The organism is Parendozoicomonas sp. Alg238-R29 (genome assembly GCF_947331445.1).
Taxonomy (GTDB): Bacteria; Pseudomonadota; Gammaproteobacteria; order Pseudomonadales; family Endozoicomonadaceae; genus Sansalvadorimonas.
The window spans coordinates 1-20,607 of sequence record NZ_CAMZOG010000003.1 but is presented as its reverse complement, the minus strand read 5'-3'; the positions used below and the strand labels follow the sequence as shown (position 1 = coordinate 20,607).

Sequence of the window (20,607 nt, the reverse complement as noted above, 5' to 3'; positions counted from 1 at the left end):
GAGATACGTAAGAGATCCCGGTCAGGAAATAGAATAATGCCGATACCAACCTGGATGACAGACCGGCTACCGGATTTGACCCGCGATCAGTTTGAGCGCTGGCAGTCTCTGCTGGAAGAACGCACCGGGAATCACTTTTCCTGGCAGCACCGCTCAATCCTGCAAGCTGGATTGGTTCGGCGTATGCGCGAGCTTGAACTTCGGAGCTACGACGAATATCTCAACCTGATTAATGAGCCGTCTTCGCATCTTGAATGGACGACTTTGGTTGAGAACCTGACTGTGCGGGAAACCCGCTTTTTCCGCCATCAGCCTTCCTGTAATGTAGCCCGCAACTATCTCGATACATTGCTGGAAAGCTCTGATCGCAGTTCTATCGAAGCCTGGAGTGTCGGGTGTTCGACCGGTGAAGAAGCCTGGACACTGGCCATGCTGATTCATAACAAAGTCAGTTCACTGGGTCGCGTCGTTCGGTTTGGTGTAACGGCGACAGATATCAGCCTCGAAGCGTTAGCTCATGCCCGTAAAGGTATTTACAAAGAACGGCTGGTGTCGTCCCTTGAGCCAGCGCTGAAGGAACGCTTTTTTCAAAAAGCAGGCCCAGCCCGGGTTCAGGTTGTGGAAAGGTTAAGGGAGCGGGTCTGTTTTGCCCGGGTCAATGTTCTGGACCTGGATCGTGCTCCCATGAGAAATATGGATCTGATCTTTTGTCAGAACCTGTTGATTTATTTCCGCCGCTGGCGGCGTATAGCGATTATCGAGCAGCTGGTAAAAAGGCTGGCTCCCGGAGGCTTACTGGTACTGGGTCCCGGTGAAATTACCAACTGGCAACATCCGGAGCTGGAACCGGTAGGCAATGACCAGACATTGGCCTTTGTCAGGCGGAAACTCTGAGAACAAGAGTCCGCGAAAAGAATTGAAAGAATAATCAGCAATGCCGTGGCATTGACCATGGTAGACAGGAGCGATTATGGGGGATCACCGCGACATGGGTGACCAAAACCTGCCCGAGAGCACTTTGGCAGAACATGGTGGACAATCTCAGGACTGGGTTGCTCTGGACTGGGTGCGGGGAGAAATCACCGATACCCTGGCTCAAGCACGGCAGTCTTTGGAGGCGTATGTCGGGAATTCGCAGGACGATACACGACTGAGATTTTGCCAGAACTACATTCACCAAATCCATGGCACCTTGGAAATGGTGGAGTTTTACGGAGCAGCCCTTCTTGCTGAAGAAATGGAAGGGCTGATACAAGCGCTGCTGGATGGCACTTTATCTGCTCGTGATGAAGCTCTCGAAGTTCTGATGCAGGCGATTCTGCAGCTGCCTCCCTATCTGGAACAGGTACAGGCTGGTCGTAGGGATTTGCCGGTTGTTATTCTCCCTATCCTTAATGACCTGCGCAGTGCCCGTGGTGAAAGCCTCCTGTCTGAAACATCGCTGTTCAGCCCTGATCTCAGTGGTTTGACACGCACGGTTGATTCTGAAGAATTAGCCAGGCTGAATAGTGATTCTCTTATGCAGCTGGTGAAAAAGCTGCGGCAGATGTACCAGTTTGCTCTTGTTGGTTTCTTTAAAAACCCATCTGATAAAGTCAGCCAGAATTATCTGGATCGTGTTTTTAATCGCATGGAATCCTTGTGCGAAGGCTTACCTTCCAAGGATATCTGGCCTATCGCTCAAGGGCTGGTTCAGGCCCTGGTGGCTGGCGGAATTCAGAATAACCCAACTATTCGTAACCTTTTGCGTCAGATAGACCAGGTTCTCCAGCGTTTGGTTAATGGTGGGCCAACGGCATTTAACCAGCCTGTTCCTGAAGACCTTCTGAAAAACTCACTCTATTACATCGCCCTAAGTACCTGCTCTTCTCCGAAAGCGCAGGAGATGAAAGAGAAGTACCAGCTAGGTATTGCGCTTCTGGATGAAGAAACCGTGAACCGGGAGCGCGAAAAGCTGAGTGGCCCTGATCGTGAAGCCATGGGCTCAGTTGTTAAAGCACTGTCTGAAGAATTGATGACAGTGAAAGATGCTTTGGACTTGTATGTGCGTAACCCTGAGGGTTCCGCATTGTCCGAGCAGATTCCAGCCTTGAGACAAATTGCAGACACTCTGGCTGTTCTGGGAATGGGGATTCCCAGAAAGATTATCCTTGAGCAAATTGAAGCTCTTTCTACCACCATAAACAGTCAGAATCACGATGATAACCAGCTGATGGATATCGCTGGCAGCCTTCTCTATGTGGAAGCGACTCTCAGCGGTATGGCTGATAAAAGCACGGGAGTTTTACAACCGTCTGAAGAATCTGCTGATTTCCTCAACGCCCGCCGTACAGTTATTCAGGAAGCTTGTACCGGACTTGATCAGGCTAAGGGAGCCATTGTTGATTTTACCGCCCTGCAATGGGACAAGAGTTACCTTGAGCCTGTACCTGAAACCCTTGCTTCTGTTTACGGAAGTCTGGAAATTATCAGCCAAAGTCGTGTGTCTCAACTGGTCAAGTCGGCAAGTGATTATGTAGAGAAGGTTTTGCTGCCTTCAGATGCTGATCCGGAGTGGGCAAGTATGGAGCTGTTGGCTGATGTACTGGCTGGCGCGGAATACTACCTTGAGCGATTGGGTGACGGTGATGACGAACAAGGTGAGTCGATTCTGGATATTGCCTGTGAAAGTCTTGAACAGCTTGGCCTTACAGAAACGGCAGATATTGATGTCCAAGAAGTAGAAATTGTCGCTCCAGATACCGAAGAGCTAACAATTGAAGACTTTACTGTTGACGAATTCAGTGGAGAAATTGATCTTAATATCGATTTTGAGCTGGATGATGTCGAGCTTGAGGAAAGTGCTGAGCAAAGTGCTGAGGTAGAACTGAGCTTTGATGATCTGGAAGTTTTGGAGCTGGGGGCTTCTGGAAGTTCAGAGCAGCAGGAACCTGCGGACACTGTTGAGGTTATCGAAGAGATAGAGATTCCAGATCTTGAGATTGTTGGTCTGGAGCAAGAAGAAACTATTCCTGTCGCAGTTGTTGAAGAGGAAGAAGACGAACTCGATGAAGAACTCATTGAAATCTTTGCAGAAGAGGTTGGTGAAGTTCGGGAATTATTGCAGGAATACTTCCCACGCTGGCAGGCAAACCAGCAAGACCAGGAAGCACTGACAGAGTTTCGCCGGGGCTTCCATACACTGAAAGGCAGTGGTCGCATGGTTGGGGCGACGGTTGTTGGCGAGCTGGGCTGGTCAGTCGAGAATATGCTCAACCGGGTTATTGAAGGCACGGTGGGCAGCTGTGATGCCATCGTCAATCTGGTTGATCGGGTGATTGCACTACTTCCTGCTCTTGTGGATGACTTTGCTAATAGTCGTCAACAGATAACCGATGAAGTTCAGGCTTGCATGGATGAAGCCGATGCCTGGAGCCGTGGAGAAGTTCCAGTTCAGGTTGAAACTGAAGTCGAAAGTGCTGCTGAGAATGCTGTTGAAAATACTGTCGATAGCGCAATTGAAGACTGTGAAATCAGCCTTGATGAAGACGAGCTGGATCTCAGCTTTGAACTGGACGAAGAATCTCCAGAAGAATTCACAGAATCTGAAATTGAAGTTGAAGAAATCGAGCTTGAGACGATTGCTCTGGATGAGTCGTTAAAGGCTATATCTGAAGAGGTTGTCTCGGAGGAGGTATTTTCTGAGGATATCGCGCTGGAAGATATTCTTCTTGAAGAAACCCCCTTTGATAACGAAGTGACGCCAGAAGGGGAACAGGAAGCAGAATCTGTTCTGGATATGGATTCTGAACTGCTGGTTATTTTCAGCAAAGAAGCTTTGACTCACCTCGGCACTGTAAACGTCTTTATTGATCAGTTTAATAAGTCAGAAAGCTCACTCGTTATCAGTGATGGATTGCAACTTGCTCTACACACCTTAAAAGGCAGCGCCGGTATGGCTGGCCTTACCCATGTGGCTGAGCTGGTGTCCGGGCTGGAACGCATGGCGAAAGAGTTCCGTAGTATGGGGCTTGAGGCCGATGAGCAGGTTGTAGGTTTATTAACTCGTACCAGCCTGTTACTTCAGGAAAGCCTGGATCAGATTAATGCAGGCGTGTACCAGGATCTTGAAATATCCGGTGCGATTGAGCTTGCTGCTGATGTACAGGAGCTCTATGAAGAACGCATAGCTGCCTGTGTGGACGAACAGACCGAGTCTTTACACACAAAACCTTCCATTTCTTCTTTTATTACCAAGTATATGGATCTGGTGCTGGATGCAGCACCGTCTCTGCGGGAATGGAATCGGAATCCTGAAGATAACCTGATTAATGATTTTCAAACCGGTCTTCAGTCGTTAGTCGACAGCGCCAGAGAGATTGAGCAGGATATTTTTGCCGATGCTTCAGAGCAACTGATAGTTGTTTACCAGACCTTAAGAAACAAAGCGGAGAATGTTTCCGATGCTGCACTGGAAACGCTGATTACAGCCCATGACCATCTTGTTGATATGATGGATCAGCTGGCTGCCCAGCAGTCACCTGTACAGTCTGAGTCAATCCTTTCAAGATTGCAGGCTCTGGTTGATGGCCTTGAAGCAGAGCCAGAGTTTGAAGATATATCCCATGCTATTGAAGAAACTGTTGAAGAGCTGTCGTCTGTAGATCAGCAGGCCAATACCGAACAGGTTTTGCCAGTTGCTTCTGTTGAAATCGTTGAAGATGATGATATCGATCCAGAACTGGTTGCCATCTTCCTCGATGAAGCGGTTGATAATCTTGGTGCAGCTTCAGCTGCACTTTACCGCTGGCTCGATGAAACTTCAGACCTGACAGATCTTGCTGAATTGCAGCGTCATCTGCACACCATAAAAGGTGGTGCTCGTATGGCGGGTATTACTGCAATCGGTGATCTTGGCCATGAACTGGAAGATGTTTATGAAGCACTTAGCCAGCGTCGCCTGCAGGCTTCGAATGACCTGATTAACCTTCTGCTTCGGGGTCATGATGCTCTGGAAGAAATGCTCAGTGCTATCCGCTCTCATAACCCTTGCACGCCTGCAGATGGTCTCTGCAAAGAAATCCGAGCTGTTATGAAACAGGCGGCGGATACTGAACAGTCAAGTGAAGAACCGGCTCATGAAGTCATTCAAACTCCAGAGGTTACTGCTGAAACAACGCCTGAGCCTGAAGCTGATCTTGCGCAGAAGTCTGTTGCGTCAGTTGAGTTGCCTGAAGATATTGATCTGGAAATGATCGACATCTTTAAGGAAGAGGCAGGGGATCTTCTCGACGAAATTGAAAAACAGGTGACCGGCTGGATTGAAGAACCCGGGAATCGTGAATGGCCAGAGCTGCTCATGCGAAGCCTTCACACCCTGAAAGGCAGTGCCCGAATGGCGGGCCTTCAAACTCTGGGTGAAGACAGCCATAACTTTGAAATGAAGGTGCAGCAGATACAGGAGTTAGGAACGTCTGATATTGATGTTGCAGCGATCAAAGAGCTTGCGGGTTTGCAGGGGCAGTTGCACAGTGGTTTTGATGCCATTCTGAACGCCCTGAGTGCTTCTGCACAACAAGAAGTCGTACCGATAGCTGACAGTAATGTTGTGCCTTTCCCTGGTTCTGGTGCTCCAGATAATGACGAGCGCATCAGTGCTCCTGCTGCCGAGATTCTGCAAAAGGCGGCAGATGCACGAACAGAAACCAGCGACAAAGAAATGGTTCGGGTTTCTGCCGAACTTCTTGATGAATTGGTAAACCTTGCTGGTGAAACCAGTATATCCCGTTCTCGTATTGAACAGCAGATCAGTGATTTCAACTTCACCCTGAAAGAGATGCATACCACCATTGATCGTTTGCAGGGGCAGTTGCGCCGACTTGATATTGAAACACAGGCTCAGATTCTTTCCCGTCATGAAGGTGATGTTGCTGACCATCCTGATTTCGACCCACTGGAAATGGACCAGTACTCGGAATTGACCCAGTTGTCCCGTGCACTTGTGGAATCTGCCACTGACCTTATGGATCTCAAAGGCGCACTGGAAGACAAGAACCGTGACTCTGAAACCCTTCTGCTTCAACAGTCCCGTATCAATACGGAGCTGCAGGAAGGTTTGATGCGTACGCGGATGCTGCCATTCAACCGTATGTTGCCACGACTTCGCCGAATTGTGCGGCAGGTATCTGCTGAACTGGGCAAGCAGGTTGAACTGAAGGTTGTGAATGCTGAAGGAGAAATGGATCGTTCTGTTATGGAACGAATGGTTGCTCCACTGGAGCATATGCTTCGTAATGCCATTGACCATGGTATTGAAGATTCCAGCCAATTACGCGTAGCTAATGGCAAACCAGAAGCTGGGGAAATTCGCCTGAACCTTGAGCGGGAAGGTGGAGAAATTGTTCTCTCTCTTGCCGACGATGGCCGTGGTTTGAATCTCGATGCGGTACGCAGCAAGGCCGTTGAAAAAGGGTTGCTGGATGCTAATGCGGAAGTTTCAGAGAGTGATATCTCTCATATGATTTTCCAACCCGGATTCACTACAGCATCGAATGTTACGCAAATATCCGGTCGTGGTGTGGGTATGGATGTTGTGAACAGTGAGCTTAAGCAGCTTGGTGGGCACATTGATATCCATACAGAAGAAGGCAAGGGAACAGAGTTTGAAATTCGCCTGCCATTCACTCTTTCTGTTAACCGGGCATTGATGGTTAATGTGGGTGAAGAGCAGTATGCCATTCCACTGAACACACTCGAAGGTATAGTACGACTGAGCCCGTTTGAGCTGGAAAGTCATTATAGTGCTGATGACCAGACACTTGAATATGCCGGTCGTAGTTATCAGCTGCATTATCTGGGTGAATTGCTGCATGACCGAAAGCCAAAGTTGGAAAATGTCACCCATGAGTTACCAGTTCTTCTTGTGCGTGCCGGTGATAGCGGCATTGCTATCCATGTAGACAGTCTGGTTGCCAGTCGTGAAGTGGTAGTAAAAAGTCTGGGGCCACAATTTGCTGGCGTACGAGGTGTAAGTGGCGCAACCATTCTTGGTGATGGACGGGTGGTTGTGATTCTTGACCCCGTAGGGTTGTTGCTCGGTTATACCAAGCAGCAAGTTTCTGAAGGTGCAGCTCAAACAGCAGCTCCTGTTATTGAAGAAGAAAATAATTTGGTTATGGTTGTGGATGACTCTGTAACAGTTCGGAAAGTTACTGGTCGTCTGCTGAAGCGTAATGGCTACCGCACTGTTTCTGCTCGGGATGGTGTTGAAGCAATCTCTCTACTGCAGGAGCACCGCCCAGCAGTGATGTTGCTTGATATTGAAATGCCACGAATGGACGGTTTTGAAGTTGCAACTGCTGTGCGTAACCATCCGGAGTTGAAAGACCTTCCAATCATCATGATCACCTCCCGTACAGGCGAGAAGCACCGTCAGCGCGCGCAGGATATTGGTGTGAATGAGTACCTTGGTAAGCCGTTCCAGGAAGGCGTGCTGCTTGAAACCATCAGCGGATTCGCTAAGCGCCATGATTGATCAGAAAACCCGCACAGGAATAGGCATTATCGCTGACCGGACTCTTGTACGGCAGCGGCTTCGGCAAACTCTTGAAGAAAAAGGGTTTACCGTTGTTGTCAATATTCCACCGGAAGGCTGCAGCGAAAGTTTGCTGGAGTCTCCTGTTGTGCGGGTTTGGCTGATTGATCTGGAGAATGAAGACAATCACGACGAGTTGTTTGATCAGTTGGCTGACATTCCGCGTGTGCCAGTGTTTTACGATATTGGCTTGCCAGATAGTCAAGCATCAGGAGCAAGCTCTTCTGATCTTAAGCTTCGCTGGGAGCGCAGGCTTACTTACAAGCTGAATGAGTTTCGTGATCCTGAGCCTACTGTAGAGCATTCAACCTCTAACATTGAAAACGATCAGCGGGTTGTGACCTGGCCGATTAAACCTTTCCAGAAAAGACATTCGGCACGCACAGGAAAGGTTGCTGAAACGGTGTGGGTGCTGGGCGCCTCTCTTGGTGGGCCAAATGCAGTAAAACAATTTTTGGATGACTTGCCTGAAGGGCTACCTGTCGCTTTTGTTTATGCACAACATATCGATAGAGAGTTTGCTTCTACACTGGCTTCCACAATTGCTCGCCACAGCTTCTTTAATGTTGTGGCTACAAGTCCAGGACTGGTATTGGAGGAAGGCGATATTCTTCTGACTCCTGTTGACTACAAGATCGAATTTGATAGTCGGCGAAGATTGCATCTTATGGATCAGGGGTGGAGTGGCTCATACAGCCCGAATATCGATGAGGTTATGGAAACAGTTCGCCGAGCCTGGCCACAGACCAGCGGTACAATTATTTTTTCCGGAATGGGAAAAGATGGTTCCTGTGAGGCTCGCCATTATCATCGGAATAAACGTCCAGTCTGGGTACAGACCCCAGAGAGCTGTGCCAGCAGCCTGATGCCAGAATCCATTATCGAAGTTGGCTGTGATGACTGGCAAGGAACCCCTAAAGAACTGGCGGAAAAGCTGACAAAAACAATAGAGAGCAACCTGAAACAGAAAAATAGTCAGGTTGTCTCTGGAGATTAAAGATCATGGCAGAAAATACTCAACAGATTGCAGCGATGCTGGTGTCAGTGTCCGATGATGTTTTACTGGTTCCGGGTGCTGTTGTTGCGGAAATGATTCCCTATCAGGCTCCAAACCCTGTTCAGGGAAAGCCTGAGTGGTTTCTTGGTGAGATCCTCTGGCGGGATGAAACTGTACCGGTGGTTTCTTTTGAGCTTGCCGGAAACAAAACATTGCAAAAGCCAACAACCGAAACCCGTTTAGCGATTCTCAATGGTGTTTCCAGAAATAGCGATCTGCCCTTTTACGCCATTCCTGTTGAAGGCATTCCTCGCTCGGTCAAGGTTGAAGCTGGTGATGTTATGCCGCTCAAAACCAAGAATAACAGTGCAGATGTTGTCAGCATGGGAGTCAGTGCCGCTGGGTCAGAGGCCATCATTCCTGACTTGGATAAACTGGAAGAAAAACTGCTTTCAGCGTGATGGCTGCTATTCTCCATTATTGAGGCACTGACGTTTAAATTGCATGTGCAGTGCCTCCAGTTCCTCTTTGTTCAGTTCCATTCGATGATTGATATCCGGAAGTAACTGATAAAGGCAGCGGCTCACAGCACCGCTGTCACCTTCTGGTATTCGTGGAAAAGATGCCTGCGGAAAAATCGTAACACGGTTCAAGTGGCTTGAACCCGTGAGAGAGTAACTTTCAGAAATTGTGCCAATACAGCAGAGGGCACAGTCCGGAAGTGTTGTTGATGGCGTTTTTTCACCCTGACCAAAGTTGATAAGTTCTGCCGGAGTGATCCTGCGGGTAATGATAAATCTGTTCGGTGTCTGAATAAGAAGATCATCAATTCCACCGAAACAACGGTCACCGCCTGCGAATACCTCAACAACCTCAAGCGTTGATGGCATCTTTCCTGAGAGGTTAAGAGTCAGGCCTTTTACAATAACTGCATTAGTGAATGTTCCGCTGCCACCATAGTTTGCAATGTGAGTCAGCAATACCTGATCATCATCTAACCCGCCGGCAATTTTGTAAGCAGAAAATACCGGTAGGTCTTCATTGATATGTCCTTCTGAGTTCTGATCGGCTGACCACGACGCTTCCCAAGGAGACTCAGCAGTAAAACTCAGGCCGTTATATTTCTTCTGACATGCAGAAAGGTTTATAGAGGCCGGTTGTGACCCGGAGTGCATCTGTACCAGTTCGCTGATGCAAAGGGGATGCACAACCTGAGTTTCCTCATTGAAGGAGCAGGCAGCTAGAAAACATAGAATGAAATACAGTGACAGTCTTTTCATGGCTGCTGATTGTAGGTCTTAGGTTATGACTGTCGCCAGTCGCCCCAGATATATTGCATCAGGCTTATGGCAGAGATCGGAGCAGTCTCAGTTCTGAGAACTCGAGGCCCAAGAGCCAGCGGATGAAACTGCTTTTGTTCGGCCAGTGAAATTTCATCAGCAGTCAGGCCGCCTTCAGGCCCGATAAGCAAGGAAACGGACTCTGGTTGTTCATACCCAGTCAAAGCTTTCTCTGTTCTGTGATGAAGTACAAAGTTGAGCTGGGTTGTACGACCTTCCAGCCAGTCGTTGATTTGCACGGGAGGGTGAATGACTGGAAGTCTATTTCGACCACACTGTTCACAGGCGCTGATAATAACCTGTTGCCAATGGCGCAGCCGTTTGTCCTGACGCTCACTGTTGAGTTTCACCTCACAGCGTTCTGTAAACAGGGGCGTGATTTCTGTTACACCACACTCTACAGCTTTTTGGATGGCATAATCCATTCGCTCTCCCCGACTCAGGGTTTGGCCGAGAGAAATATGCAAAGGGGATTCTTTATCTCCGGGCATGTGTTCCAATGGTACGACCTGAACTTTCTTCTTGGTAACCTCACTCACACGAGCCTGCCAGCAGCCGCCTTCCCCATTAAAAAGAATGAGCGGGTCGCTGGCTTTCAAACGCAAAACCCGGCCCACATGATTGGCTGCACTCTCAGGAAGGTCTACAGGCTGATAGTCATCAAGAGTTACGGGAGCATAAATACGAGGGTTGCGCATGGGCTTGTCTACAGAAGAAGTTGGCGGGTAAGAAAAAAGCCTGATTATTGTAACGAATGGGGTGGTTGAATACTAAACTACCTTAGGCTTTTTGAGGCGACGGTTTACGAAGGAGTGGATTGTGACAGAGCGAACGGTTCCATCATTGATTCTTGGCATCTGCTTTGTAGCAGGCTTGGCTATTGGTGGTTACCAGTTAGCCGAAGGAATCGTGCGTTTTCAGACCCTCAATCGCTCTGTTGTAGTGAAGGGTTTATCTGAACAGGAAGTTCCGGCAGATATTGCTATCTGGCCGATTCGCTTTAAGCAGGCGGACAATCAGCTGGGTAATCTGATCAATGGTATCGATGAAAAAAATCAACAGATCATTACCTTCCTTCAGTCAAAAGGCTTTGCCCGGGATGATGTTTCCATAAGCCCACCGTCTATAACCGACAACGAGGCCAACAGTTACGTTGATACCAGCAAAATCCGTTTTCGATACACTGCAGATTCTGTGGTCACTGTTTATACCAGTGAGGTGAATAAAGTCAGAACAGCTATGCAGGATGTCGGTGAGCTTGGACGACAGGGTATTGCTTTCAGTACAGATGATTACAATGCACGGACAGAGTTTCTGTTTAACGGATTGAATGATCTAAAACCAAAGATGATCGAAGAAGCTACCCAGAAAGCTCGCGAAGTAGCCGAAAAATTTGCCCGCGACTCAGACAGCAAACTTGGCAAGATTAAGTCAGCCCGCCAGGGGGTATTCCAGATCAATGATCGCGATCGGAATACACCTTACATCAAACGGGTGAGAGTGATCTCTACTGTAGAGTATTATCTTGTTGATTAGGTTTATCGGTGTGGTGATATGGGCAGCCGCCTCCAGGAGTTATACGCCCCACCAGTTTTTTAGGATCCAGGCTGAAGCCTTCATATCCTTGATGTTCATTGCCTCACCAAGGTCTTTAAATTCTCGATAAAGTGCATATTGCTCTGAGCTTTTCAGCTTTCGATAGCCAAAGCTATTCATCCAACGGTCGGGCTCAATAATAAACAGTGCCAGTGTGTATAAATAATCACCGTTAGTAATTGAATGGCTGTGTATCCAGTTAAGGTGGCTCACCATGTGTTGTCCGCGCTCGCTATGAACGCTGTCTGTCATGATTTTAACAAGTATGGCTCGGGTATCCCGGCATGCTTAAAATTATCAGTCAGGGTGGGGAAGTGGTGCAGCATGAGTTATGAGAATAATGGGGGCAGAAGGTTAAGCTTCCGCCCCGATACAGGTGAGTGTTTAGCTCTCTGGATATAACCCAAGATTTTTAACAATAGCCAGAGAAGGCGCTGCCTGGTTCAGTGTGTAGAAATGCAGCGACGGTACACCAAAGGCGATCAATTTTTCGCACATCCTTGATACTGTCTCTTCGCCAAACTGACGAATGCTGGCGCTATCGTCACCATAAGCTTCCAGTTGTTTGCGCAACCAGCGAGGCAATTCGGCACCACAGGCATCGGAGAAACGAGCCAGCTTCATATAGTTGGTTATGGGCATAATTCCCGGGACAACTGGCACATCAATTCCCATGGCAGCTATACGATCCATAAAGTAGAAATAGCTGTCTGGATTAAAGAAATACTGAGTGATCGCAGAATTTGCTCCCGCATCTACTTTACGCCGGAAGTTATCCAGGTCTGAATCCATAGAACGAGCCTGAGGGTGAACTTCCGGGTAGGCTGCAGTTTCTATATGGAAGTGGTCGCCTGTTGCCTCACGGATAAATGCGATGAGTTCACTGGCGTACTGAAATTCTGCATTGTCCAGTCGCCCCATACCCGACGGCAAATCTCCACGGAGAGCAATAATCCTGTTGATTCCCAGAGATTGATAATCTTTGAGAATGTAGAGGACTTCTTCTTTACTGTGACCAAGGCAGGCAAGGTGAGGCATAACCGGCTGAGCGGTAGTTTCTCTGGTTGCCAACAGAGTTCCACGGGTTCGACCACGTGTGGAACCGCCTGCTCCGTAAGTGACGGAGTAAAACTCAGGGTTACTTACTGCCAGCTGCTGGGCCTGAACTTGCAGTTTCTCCGCACCGATTTCTGTCTGGGTGGGGAAAAATTCGAAACTGATGGGTGTCATGATGGCCGGGTCAGCCGGTATTAAGCCAGACCCTTCCTCCTTCTTGGAATCGTTTTTACTTGTCTTTATATCCTACCAGAGTCGAGTAATTATCTCTGGCAGGCGTTTTAACCTGTTGTACTGGATTTAGTACTTGTAGTCGTCAGACTTGAATGGGCCATCTACAGGAACATGGATGTAGTCTGCCTGTTCCTGGGTCAGTTTAGTCAGGACACCGCTAAAACCTTCAACCATATAACGGGCTACTTCCTCATCCAATTGCTTTGGAAGAACTTCTACAGTTACGGCTGCTGCTTTTTCCGAAATTGGCAAATCTGCAAATTTAGCTTCGAATAGATGGATTTGTGCAAGAACCTGGTTAGCGAAAGAGCCATCCATAATACGGGATGGGTGCCCAGTGGCATTGCCAAGGTTTACCAGGCGACCTTCTGACAGAAGAAGCAGATGATCAGCTTCTTCATTGCTGCGATGGATTTTATGAACCTGAGGTTTGATCTCATCCCACTGCCAGTTTTCGCGCATGTAAGCTGTATCAATCTCAGTGTCGAAGTGACCAATATTGCTGACCACGCAACCATTTTTCAGGTGGCGAAGCATCGCGTTGTCGCAAACATGGACATTACCAGTTGTGGTCACAACCAGATCAGTGCTACCGAGTAGCTCTTTATTAATGCAGCTGTCGTTGCCGGTTTTCACACCATTAATGTAAGGAGAAACGACTTCAAAACCATCCATGCAAGCCTGCATGGCGCAGATTGGGTCAACTTCCGTTACCCGAACAATCATTCCTTCCTGGCGTAAAGAAGCTGCAGAGCCTTTGCCAACGTCACCATAACCAATCACAAGAGCTTTCTTACCAGCTAACAAGTGATCTGTCGCCCGCTTGATTGCATCGTTCAACGAATGGCGGCAGCCGTACTTGTTGTCGTTCTTACTCTTGGTAATTGCGTCGTTCACATTAATAGCCGGAATCTTCAGCGTCCCCTCTTCCAGCATTTCCAGCAAGCGGTGAACACCGGTGGTGGTCTCTTCAGAGATACCGTGGCAACTGTCCAGAATCTCAGGGTATTTGTTGTGGAGAAGAAGAGTGAGGTCGCCGCCATCATCCAGAATCATGTTGGGCTGCCATCCGGCTACATCAGCGCCAATAGTCTGTTCAAGGCACCAGTCATACTCTTCTTCTGCTTCCCCTTTCCAGGCAAAAACCGGAATGCCACGAGCAGCGATTGCCGCAGCGGCATGATCCTGGGTTGAGAAGATATTGCAGGAAGACCAGCGAACGTCAGCGCCAAGAGAAATCAGGGTTTCGATTAAAACGGCTGTCTGAATGGTCATATGAATGCAGCCCATAATCCGGGCATCTTTCAGAGGCTGAGAGGCGTTATAGCGATTTCGAATAGCAATCAAAGCCGGCATTTCAGACTCAGCAATTTGAATTTCCTTTCGGCCCCAGTCTGCCAGAGTAATGTCTGCGACTTTGTAATCACTGAATTCCGGAATATTTGCGGCGTTCATATTCATTCTCTTTTGTGACTGGCTGTCAGGGTGATTGCCAGAAAGATTTTTAATTTTTTAGGCAGTCTAGCAACAGCCTTACGCTATATCAATTTATTTTGATATAGCGATTGGTGAGTGTGAATTATCAAGTAGGAGCAGAAGTTACCTCTTCTTACAAAGGTGTATGGGGTTTTGTACATAGGCGGGAATGTTTGTAGGAACCGCAGGTCATAGGTGTAGACCATAGTGACAGCCGCATATTGCGATTGCTGGTATTGGATGTCCTTGCGGTCCATCGAAGCCACATACCCCAGTCTATTTGAGAGGAGGAAAGGGAATGAAAACTATCAAATCAGGGAAATTGACCACCAGGATTGCAGGAGTTCTGTTCACAGCAGCAATGGCACTGTCTTTCAGTGGTGTTCTCCATGCAGGTGTTAGATCGCGGGATAGCGATGAAGCCACCCGCATCATGTATAAGAATAACGGTAATAAACCACCGGTTGTGGTAGGCACTTCACCAGCAGCCCCTGCTACTACGACAAATTCTGATTCCAATATTCTTAACAAGCAGGGCGAGCCGAAGAAGCAGGACGAGACGAAGAAGCAGGGCGAGACGAAGAAGCAGGGCGAGCCGAAGAAGCAGGACGAGCCGAAGAAGCAGGACGAGCCGAAGAAGCAGGACGAGACGAAGTTGGGTAGCTCTTGGAAAAGTACTGCTAATCAATTTGTTAACTCTTTCGGCTTTAGTGGCTTCTTTAACACTGAGAACACTGAGAACGAACAGGTGCAGCAGGACGAACAGGTGCAGCAGGACGAGCAGGTGCAGCAGGACGAGCAGAAGCAGCAGGACGAGCAGGTGCAGCAGGATGAGCAGAAGCAGGTGATTGTGCCTAGCAAGGTTACAGATCAGGATCAGCAAGGCGAATCTAAAGGACCAGATTCAGATAAAACCATGGATAAAGAAGCCACTCAGAACACAATTGCTGATAAAGCATTTATGAATGAGGTTACGAAATCGTTTAGTAGTGCTCACGATGATGGCTTCAGTGTTGATGACTACTCAGACAATGTTGCAAAAGCCTTTGTTCATGCCTTTAACATTCTTCCTGCAGCAGGAGAGATCAAAATTGCTAAAAATTCTATCGGAGGCTATTCACAGCCACTGATTACAAAGGATACGTTTAAAACGTACCCCATCATCGCTGGCCGTTTGGGTAATGATGAAGATGGTGCAGAAGTCATCTCCATGAAAGTTCGTCTGCGTGAGTCAGGTAAGATTTGTGGCGAAAGCCCTGAATTTAGAGGGTTCTACTACATCTCTTTTGTGCATAATAATGGCGCGGCCGGCGCATGGCGTGTAATTGTCTCGACTTATGGGCTGCCTGTAGTAGAGGGAAGACATGCTGTAGATGGTAGGGCGATCACGGAGTGTTTGAAGACTCATCAAGATACACCATTCTCCAAGGATGCCGCAGCGAAATCGCCTCAGGATGCGGGTAGCCATACTATTTGGCAAACCGAAGCTGTACTGCTGTTAATTGCAAACGGTAAAGCGGAATGGGGTACAAGACAGTTTGAATTTGCTCCAGAGGATAAGGACGCTCTTCAGAAGTACCTAGAAGCTCCAACCGTTCGTCAGTACCCAATTGAGCACAAAACGCACTTTGAGATTATTCAGTAATCTCCTTACTGGCAAATGAATAAAACAACGGAGCCATTAGGCTCCGTTTTTATAGAAATTTGGGATCAGAGCCCAGCCTGCTCACGCAGAATGCTGGCCTTATCTGTGCGTTCCCAGGTGAAGTTTTCATCATCACGACCAAAGTGACCATAAGCGGCAGTCGCCTGATAAATAGGGCGTTTCAGATCCAGCATGGCAATCAGGCCTTTTGGACGCAGATCAAAGTGTTCACGAACGAGTTCAACGATTTTTTCATTGCTGACTTTTCCAGTGCCAAACGAGTTCACACTGATAGAGGTAGGTTCAGATACACCGATTGCGTAGGAGACTTGGATTTCGCAACGATCGGCAAGACCCGCGGCAACAATGTTCTTGGCCACGTAGCGACCAGCATAAGCTGCTGAACGGTCAACTTTAGAAGGATCTTTACCAGAGAATGCACCGCCACCGTGACGAGCCATACCACCGTAGGTATCAACAATAATCTTACGGCCAGTCAGGCCACAGTCACCAACAGGGCCACCAATTACAAAGTTGCCAGTTGGGTTAATGTGGTACTGGGTATCAGCGTGCAGCCACTCGGCAGGGAGTACTGGCTTGATAACTTCTTCCAGAATTTCCTTACGTAGCTGCTCAAGGCTGATGCTTGGATCGTGCTGGGTAGAAAGAACAACAGCATCAACGGCTACTGGCTTACCATCAGCACCGTAACGCATGGTGACCTGGCTCTTAGCGTCAGGGCGCAACCAGGCCAGAGTTTTATTTTTGCGTAGCTCAGCCTGTTTCTGCACAAGCTTGTGCGAATAATAAATAGGAGCGGGCATCAGGGAGTCGGTTTCGTTCGTCGCGTAGCCAAACATCAGACCCTGGTCGCCAGCACCCTGCTCGCGTTCTTCGGTTTCATCAACACCAATGGCGATATCGGCAGACTGCTTGCCAATAGCATTGAGTACGGCAACACATTCACCATCAAAACCAAGATCGCCGTGATCGTAACCAATGTCTTTGACTACTTTGCGAACCAGTTCTTCGATATCAACATAAGTGTCTGTGCGAACCTCGCCGGCAACAATAACCATGCCGGTTTTAACCATTGTCTCTACTGCAACACGGGCATCCGGATCATCTTTCAGAATGGCGTCCAGAATGGCGTCAGAAATCTGGTCGGCAACTTTGTCCGGGTGCCCTTCAGATACAGATTCTGAAGTAAACAGGGAATATTCAGCCATGGTTTTATTAATCCTCAAGTAATTCTTGTCGACGGCGCTGGCGATAAAACTGCCGAACCTGTATTTGAAAGCCATTGCGAAGCCCAAGATATTGGGCCTCCCCTTCAATCAGGCCAGCTTCTCTTGCCCAGCCACTCAGTTCATCACTACTGAAACCCAGCCACAGATCACCGCAGGATTCTTTCACCCACTCTTGGTCGTGACGGCTGAGATCGCTGATAAACAGACTTGCACCGGGACGTAATAATGTTGCCGCTTCCCGAAAGATAGCGGCTGGTGCCGGAACATGGTGTAAAACCATATTGGCAACAATACAATCAACAGACATGCCTTCATCTGCCAACAGAGACAACTCACCAAGCCGGTATTCAATATTAGTGATACCGGCCTGGTGTGCGCGTGTCCTGGCTTGCTCAAGCATGTCGCGAGAGTTATCCAGAGCGATAACTCGTTCAAATTGTTCTGCCAGCTGAGGCAGGAATGTCCCTTCCCCCGGGCCCAGTTCAAGAACAATTCTCCGGGACGGGTGATCTACATGAACCAGCATTTCAAGTACTGTTCGTGTGTATAGCTCGTGGTCAGCAATCAGTTCCTGATGGTGACGGAAAGCCTGAGCATTGCGGGAGAAGAAAACCCGTGACTGTTCAGCCCGTGCCTGTCGGATTTCCTGCAAGCGCTCCCGGTAATCAGGTGCCAGAGGAACTTCATCAATAGCCTCAAACAGGGATTGAATAAGCTGCCCCTGTACTGAATCAGAAGGCGGCAGAGCCCTGCGGTAGAAAATAGAGTTACCTTCCCGCCGGGTAGAGACCAGGCCTGATTTCGCCAGCACTTTCAGGTGATGACTAAGGCCGGACTGACGGGTCTCCAGGATTCTGGTGATCTCCAGAACCCCGAGTGATTCTGTTCTCAGTAGTCGCAAAACATTCAGGCGCAGGGCATCCCCCATGGCTTTGCCAAGGGCTGCGACGTGAAGAAGCTCATTTTCTGAATCAGATAAATTCGGGGTTGTAGCCTGAGACTTGGCTATTGCGACTGTCATAGTGTGAGAAGTTTAACAGTACGCAAACGCTGTATCAAAATATTTTGATACAGCGTGATATTTGATGGGTTCGCTATCTCAATCAATATCCAGTCAGACTGTTTCCCGTACTCCTGAGCAGAAGGTTCTGGCCCAGCACTGACAACACAGTTGTGATTCCTGACAAGCCCTGCCTGGCTCAGGAGTCTTCTTGTTCCCGGTGATGTCCAATTTGGCACATCACATCAAACAACACACATCACATCAAACAACAAAGGGAATACACAATGTATAGAACGCAAGGGTCCTCTGGGGGAAACTCATGGAGCCAAACGGCTGGTTACCTCACTAATACGGAGGGGGCTTCCGGTATGTCGGCATCTTCTACCAATGCCGCTGTGACATCGGAGGAAGGCCTGGATATCAATAAAGTCATAGAGTGCATAGGGCCATCTCTGGGGAACAAGTGGTCTGATTTAGCGATACAGTTGTTTGATAGCGATGACCGAGCAGTTAACTCTATCGAACATGACAAAAAGAGCATAACAGAACAGCTGAGAGCGGTACTTATCCACTGGAAAAAAATACCCGCAAAGGTGTACGCTCGAGAATTTAAAGGCGGGATTATATGATCTCGAGTTCAGAGCCTTATGCAGTAACATTGATAATTTAAGGAGCAGAGGGGAAGATTTTCTTATTGATCCCTACGCTAATATTTTACCTGAGTGCCGCCCTCTCCCATCACGAGCAGCCCTCGATAATATGATTGTGGGACTAAGTGTTCACGCCCACGAGATTGGGTATTGTTTGCTATCGGAGGATGAAATGCTGTCGCTGGAAAGCGACATAAGGGGTGACTGTGAAGAACTATTGTCGAAAATTATAAATACGTGGATCGAATCACATCCGGCAACAGCCAATCTGGATGTTTTTTTAAAGGTTTTACGGAGTAAAAATGTTCAAGCCATTTCAACAGCCGATAAAATAGAGAAGCGAGTAGGTCAAACCTCCTACGAAACTAACCCCCACTATCAAAAAGCGATGAAAACCAAGACATTGCAGGATGATAATGCCTGTCTTGTATCGGAGGTAACGCGTCTAACACAAAGCCTTGAAGACTATAAGGCCAAAGAGAAAAAACAACGCAAAATCCACGAAAGAGAGCAGAGGGAAAGCGGGGAGAAGATAGCACAACTGGAAGCAGCTATTGCCAATGATGCCACTGTCAAAGAACAAAGGGAAAAAATCAAGGCTCTTTCTAGTCAGGTTACCCAGTCAAATAATGAGAACCGTTGTCTCACACAGACGATTGACGCGCTAAGAGCTCAAGCATCACAACAAGCCAGTGAAGCACAGAGGTCACTCTCCCATACCCAAAATCTGCAGGATGAGGTTAAGCGTTTAACAGCGATAAGCGACCATGACTACCAACAACGCTTCTCTAAAGATGTGGAAGCAGTTCGTCAGGATGGCGAGAGAAAATACGCACAACTGCAAGCGCAATATGGTGAGGCACTCAAACAACAACAGAGACAGACTGCTGAAATAGCAGCCAAAGACCACCAGATAACAGAATCACAGGAGCGCCTCATAGCCTATAGCAAGGAAGTCACGTCGTTGAAGAGACGTCGGGAACAGAGCGGGAGTGACCCTGTTGATACACCTGCCTCCAAGAAACTATGTGCACAAATTGGCCAGTATCCATCGGTGAGCATACCGCCCGCGGCCAGATCACGAGCCGCCCTGAAATCTGTCAGCACTTTCAGACGCGAGATCGCAGTGCATTGGCGAGATATTGCGGTGCAACTTGGGCTTGGCGGGGAAGCTAGTATAATCGAATCGAACAATCATGGAAATGCGGATGGGTGTATGAGTAGCGTCATTAACATATGGCTGCAGCGAGAAGTTGACGCTAGTTACATAAAGCTGGCAGAAGCCACATTTGATGTTTACGCCGCCGCAGGGCAAAGCAAGGAGGACGCTGATGCAATCTATAAAAAAATCCTGGCTTCCTCCAGTCGGCGTTAAAAGAATGTGAGTGGTTGTTGCGCGATTATGCCTGTTCGACCGAGGAGCGGAGATCAGGCTCAAGCCCGATTATCGGTTGCAGATGGTCAATCATGGCTAAGTTGCCATTTACAGAGAGCTGGGACAGGCTGTGCTCCCTGATGGGAGCCGGGTGATAAGATGGGGGTTCAAATGAAGGCCTGCATACCTGCAGGGTTCCAGCGGCACAGTGGCCACTGTGGAACTGAACTGCATCATCATCCGCGATCACGACCGTGAAAAGTTTGAAACACGCAAGGAACTGGTGTTGTCTGTTGTTGAAAGCATGAACAAGTAGCTGAGCAAAGAGTATTAAAGAGTATTAAAGAGTATTAAAGAGTATTAAAGAGTATTAAAGAGTATTAAAGAGTATTAAAGAGTATTAAAGAGTATT

General features: G+C 48.2%; 15 protein-coding genes. 8 read left to right on the top strand and 7 right to left on the bottom strand.

What is annotated here, in order from left to right:
• Positions 1–36: 36 nt before the first annotated feature.
• The 4 genes from QMA35_RS01165 to QMA35_RS01150 all read left to right on the top strand — a co-directional run bounded on the left by QMA35_RS01165 (position 37) and on the right by QMA35_RS01150 (position 9,031).
• Positions 37–894, top strand: a complete 858-nt coding sequence (locus QMA35_RS01165; protein ID WP_281645290.1) for a protein-glutamate O-methyltransferase CheR — start codon at positions 37–39, stop codon at positions 892–894.
• A gap of 76 nt (positions 895–970) precedes the next feature.
• Positions 971–7,513: an Hpt domain-containing protein gene (locus tag QMA35_RS01160; protein WP_281645289.1), complete on the top strand. Its 6,543-nt coding sequence runs from the start codon at positions 971–973 to the stop codon at positions 7,511–7,513.
• The gene (locus QMA35_RS01155; RefSeq protein WP_281645288.1) at positions 7,476–8,570 is read left to right on the top strand and encodes a chemotaxis protein CheB; all 1,095 of its coding nucleotides are present in this window, start codon (positions 7,476–7,478) and stop codon (positions 8,568–8,570) included. The genes QMA35_RS01160 and QMA35_RS01155 overlap by 38 nt, the downstream gene beginning before the upstream one ends.
• 5 nt (positions 8,571–8,575) lie before the next feature.
• Positions 8,576–9,031 (top strand): chemotaxis protein CheW, encoded by a 456-nt coding sequence (locus tag QMA35_RS01150; RefSeq protein WP_281645287.1) that lies wholly within the window; start codon positions 8,576–8,578, stop codon positions 9,029–9,031.
• A gap of 6 nt (positions 9,032–9,037) precedes the next feature.
• Here QMA35_RS01150 and QMA35_RS01145 read toward each other — a convergent pair whose 3' ends face one another.
• Both QMA35_RS01145 and QMA35_RS01140 read right to left on the bottom strand, forming a co-directional pair.
• Positions 9,038–9,850, bottom strand: a complete 813-nt coding sequence (locus tag QMA35_RS01145; RefSeq protein WP_281645286.1) for a hypothetical protein — start codon at positions 9,848–9,850, stop codon at positions 9,038–9,040.
• 23 nt (positions 9,851–9,873) lie between these two features.
• Complete coding sequence (locus QMA35_RS01140) at positions 9,874–10,608, bottom strand: 16S rRNA (uracil(1498)-N(3))-methyltransferase (protein WP_281645285.1); 735 nt, start codon at positions 10,606–10,608, stop codon at positions 9,874–9,876.
• Positions 10,609–10,729: 121 nt separating this feature from the next.
• Here QMA35_RS01140 and QMA35_RS01135 point away from each other — a divergent pair, with 121 nt between their 5' ends.
• Positions 10,730–11,446: an SIMPL domain-containing protein gene (locus QMA35_RS01135; protein ID WP_281645284.1), complete on the top strand. Its 717-nt coding sequence runs from the start codon at positions 10,730–10,732 to the stop codon at positions 11,444–11,446.
• Positions 11,447–11,485: 39 nt separating this feature from the next.
• On the opposite strand, the gene QMA35_RS01130 is transcribed toward QMA35_RS01135, so the two are convergent.
• The 3 genes from QMA35_RS01130 to ahcY form a co-directional block, all read right to left on the bottom strand.
• Entirely contained in the window at positions 11,486–11,758 is a 273-nt protein-coding gene (locus tag QMA35_RS01130; RefSeq protein ID WP_281645283.1) for a hypothetical protein, read from the bottom strand.
• Positions 11,759–11,890: 132 nt separating this feature from the next.
• On the bottom strand, positions 11,891–12,736 hold the full coding sequence (gene metF / locus QMA35_RS01125) for a methylenetetrahydrofolate reductase [NAD(P)H] (protein ID WP_281645282.1): 846 nt from the start codon (positions 12,734–12,736) through the stop codon (positions 11,891–11,893).
• 126 nt (positions 12,737–12,862) lie between these two features.
• A complete protein-coding gene (ahcY, locus tag QMA35_RS01120; RefSeq protein ID WP_281645281.1) occupies positions 12,863–14,251 on the bottom strand; it encodes an adenosylhomocysteinase in 1,389 nt (462 codons plus the stop codon).
• Positions 14,252–14,570: 319 nt separating this feature from the next.
• On the opposite strand from ahcY, the gene QMA35_RS01115 reads away from it, so the two are divergent.
• Complete coding sequence (locus QMA35_RS01115; RefSeq protein ID WP_281645280.1) at positions 14,571–15,917, top strand: hypothetical protein; 1,347 nt, start codon at positions 14,571–14,573, stop codon at positions 15,915–15,917.
• 65 nt (positions 15,918–15,982) lie between these two features.
• On the opposite strand, the gene metK is transcribed toward QMA35_RS01115, so the two are convergent.
• Complete coding sequence (metK, locus tag QMA35_RS01110; RefSeq protein WP_281645279.1) at positions 15,983–17,146, bottom strand: methionine adenosyltransferase; 1,164 nt, start codon at positions 17,144–17,146, stop codon at positions 15,983–15,985.
• Between the two features lie 7 nt (positions 17,147–17,153).
• A complete protein-coding gene (locus tag QMA35_RS01105) occupies positions 17,154–18,188 on the bottom strand; it encodes a metalloregulator ArsR/SmtB family transcription factor (protein WP_281645278.1) in 1,035 nt (344 codons plus the stop codon).
• Positions 18,189–18,538: 350 nt separating this feature from the next.
• Between QMA35_RS01105 and QMA35_RS01100 the strand changes: the two genes are divergently transcribed.
• Complete coding sequence (locus QMA35_RS01100; protein WP_281645277.1) at positions 18,539–18,799, top strand: death domain-containing protein; 261 nt, start codon at positions 18,539–18,541, stop codon at positions 18,797–18,799.
• 193 nt (positions 18,800–18,992) lie between these two features.
• The gene (locus QMA35_RS01095) at positions 18,993–20,195 is read left to right on the top strand and encodes a hypothetical protein (protein WP_281645276.1); all 1,203 of its coding nucleotides are present in this window, start codon (positions 18,993–18,995) and stop codon (positions 20,193–20,195) included.
• Positions 20,196–20,607 lie beyond the last annotated feature (412 nt).

Coding starts and splice junctions, on each gene's coding strand:
- QMA35_RS01165 (WP_281645290.1), top strand. CDS start 37: ATGCCGATACCAACCTGGATGACAGACCGGCTACCGGATTTGACCCGC.
- QMA35_RS01160 (WP_281645289.1), top strand. CDS start 971: ATGGGGGATCACCGCGACATGGGTGACCAAAACCTGCCCGAGAGCACT.
- QMA35_RS01150 (WP_281645287.1), top strand. CDS start 8,576: ATGGCAGAAAATACTCAACAGATTGCAGCGATGCTGGTGTCAGTGTCC.
- QMA35_RS01145 (WP_281645286.1), bottom strand. CDS start 9,850: ATGAAAAGACTGTCACTGTATTTCATTCTATGTTTTCTAGCTGCCTGC.
- QMA35_RS01140 (WP_281645285.1), bottom strand. CDS start 10,608: ATGCGCAACCCTCGTATTTATGCTCCCGTAACTCTTGATGACTATCAG.
- QMA35_RS01130 (WP_281645283.1), bottom strand. CDS start 11,758: ATGACAGACAGCGTTCATAGCGAGCGCGGACAACACATGGTGAGCCAC.
- metF (WP_281645282.1), bottom strand. CDS start 12,736: ATGACACCCATCAGTTTCGAATTTTTCCCCACCCAGACAGAAATCGGT.
- ahcY (WP_281645281.1), bottom strand. CDS start 14,251: ATGAACGCCGCAAATATTCCGGAATTCAGTGATTACAAAGTCGCAGAC.
- QMA35_RS01115 (WP_281645280.1), top strand. CDS start 14,571: ATGAAAACTATCAAATCAGGGAAATTGACCACCAGGATTGCAGGAGTT.
- metK (WP_281645279.1), bottom strand. CDS start 17,146: ATGGCTGAATATTCCCTGTTTACTTCAGAATCTGTATCTGAAGGGCAC.
- QMA35_RS01105 (WP_281645278.1), bottom strand. CDS start 18,188: ATGACAGTCGCAATAGCCAAGTCTCAGGCTACAACCCCGAATTTATCT.
- QMA35_RS01100 (WP_281645277.1), top strand. CDS start 18,539: ATGTCGGCATCTTCTACCAATGCCGCTGTGACATCGGAGGAAGGCCTG.
- QMA35_RS01095 (WP_281645276.1), top strand. CDS start 18,993: ATGCTGTCGCTGGAAAGCGACATAAGGGGTGACTGTGAAGAACTATTG.